The 1,773-nt window shown below is 47.8% G+C and carries 1 protein-coding gene; it reads right to left on the reverse strand.

All coding sequences use genetic code 11. From position 1 onward, the window contains the following. Positions 1-133 precede the first annotated feature (133 nt). On the reverse strand, positions 134-1,438 hold the full coding sequence (locus GXN74_RS14195; RefSeq protein WP_162371588.1) for an IS110 family RNA-guided transposase: 1,305 nt from the start codon (positions 1,436-1,438) through the stop codon (positions 134-136). Positions 1,439-1,773 lie beyond the last annotated feature (335 nt).

The raw sequence follows: 1,773 nt of genomic DNA on the forward strand, positions 1-1,773 counted from the left end.
AGACCAGCTAATAAAAGTCAATAGCTGAGATCAAAAAACTTTAAAAATTGAGTTTTAAAAAAGCGTATAGCAAAGCTAGCCAATAGCAAAATCCGAACATTGGCATTTGGTTGGCATATGAGACACCGTGTGCTTAGGCGGCGTCAGGGGCAGCGGAATTTTGGCTGTGACGCCAGGATTGATGGTCTTGCGGGCTTCTAAATACGAATGGCTTCTCGTCGCGAAGAACCGCAAAAATATAGTGGAGAAGTTTGTGCATGACAGCGACCAGAGCGACTTTTTTCTTCTTGGTCTCGCATTTCTTGAGGTAATAGTCCCTCAGAATGGCATTGATCGGGTCCCCTTTCCGGGATGTGCGAATGGAAGCCAAAGCGAGCGTGAAAAGGACTCGGCGGCCGAACTTGGTGCCGCGTTTGGATATCCGGTTGCGGTCGCCGTTGAACTTTCCGGATTGGTTCACGCTTGGGTCGATTCCAAAGAAGGCAGTAAAGGCTTTAGGAGACTTGAAGCGGCTGAAATCACCCATCTCGGCAATGATTGTAACGGCAGTGAGGAAACCGCAGCCGGGCATCCGATCAAGAAGATCGATATAAAGTCGCTCCTTCTGAGGGAACTCGGGTGCGGCTATCATCTCCCTAAGCTGTAAAAGCAGGCCATCCAAGCTGTTTTGCAGGTTCTGGATGCCATCCAGATGCAGCCGTATCTTGTTGCTGAGGATGGAAAAGCTCATTGGCATTGAAAGTGCAAGCTGGGATATTTCCAGCAGAAGATTAACTTTCTTGTAAGCCCAAGCAAGCCCTTTGCGGCTGGAGGCGGCAATGCTGACGGCAAGCGAATCCGGCTCCGCATCAATGACATGTTGAGGCGACGGACAGATTCTGAGCAGCTCAAGAGAGGCCTTGCCAAAAGGGTTGGCAAAGACACCGGCATAGCCTGGAAAGAGCAGATAGAGGTCCGTAGAGAGCCGGTTCTTCATCACGGTGAGCATGTCGGAAAGAGCGTAATACTCCCGGACCATCATGCGCAGGGCCAGAATTTGCGGCTCAGGGACCAGGGAACACTTGACCTGTTGGTATTTGGCAAGTCTAGCGATGGATTCTGCGTCTTTCGAATCATTTTTCACTTTTCTTAAGTCGAAATTTTTGGTAGAATGAACAGACAAAGGGTTTAGCACAAAACCTTTGAGATCATTCGATTTCAAAAAGAAGAAGAGTGGTAAATGGAAGATACCCGTGGATTCTACGAAGTAGATGGGCTTTCTGTTTAACCGCTCTTCTTCTTTTTTCAAGATATCCAGCAGTTTGTTGAAGCCCGCGGGTGTATGGTCGATCCGGAATGGTTTGCGGATCGGGGTGCCGCTGGGTTCGAGCATCGCGACGACCGAGAATTCGGAGGAAACATCGATGCCGACCACAAAATCATTGATGAAAGCAGACATAAGGAAACCAACCTTTCGTAATGGAGTGAATCAGAGCATCCACTGAATGAGGAACGCCAAACAACCTTGCATTTGAAACGGGTAACGCCCGAAGGCGACCCAACCAGCTAAACATAGAATCGTTCCTGTGGAGTGACACGCTTTTTCACGGATAAGACCTCATGTGAGGGATCCAGGAGGTACGCACATCTATCTCTCTGACAGGAAGATTATACCTATGAGATGGTTGAAATTCAATACGTGGTGTCTGTTGATTCATTCGAATATTAAAGTTGCATTTTCAAGGAACATTCGGGATGATTTCTTAATCTGTCCCGTAACAATATCTTACAAGG

It is taken from the genome of Anaerotalea alkaliphila, assembly GCF_010179735.1.
Classification (GTDB): Bacteria; Bacillota; Clostridia; order Lachnospirales; family Vallitaleaceae; genus Anaerotalea; species Anaerotalea alkaliphila.

Coding starts and splice junctions, on each gene's coding strand:
- GXN74_RS14195 (WP_162371588.1), bottom strand. CDS start 1,438: ATGTCTGCTTTCATCAATGATTTTGTGGTCGGCATCGATGTTTCCTCC.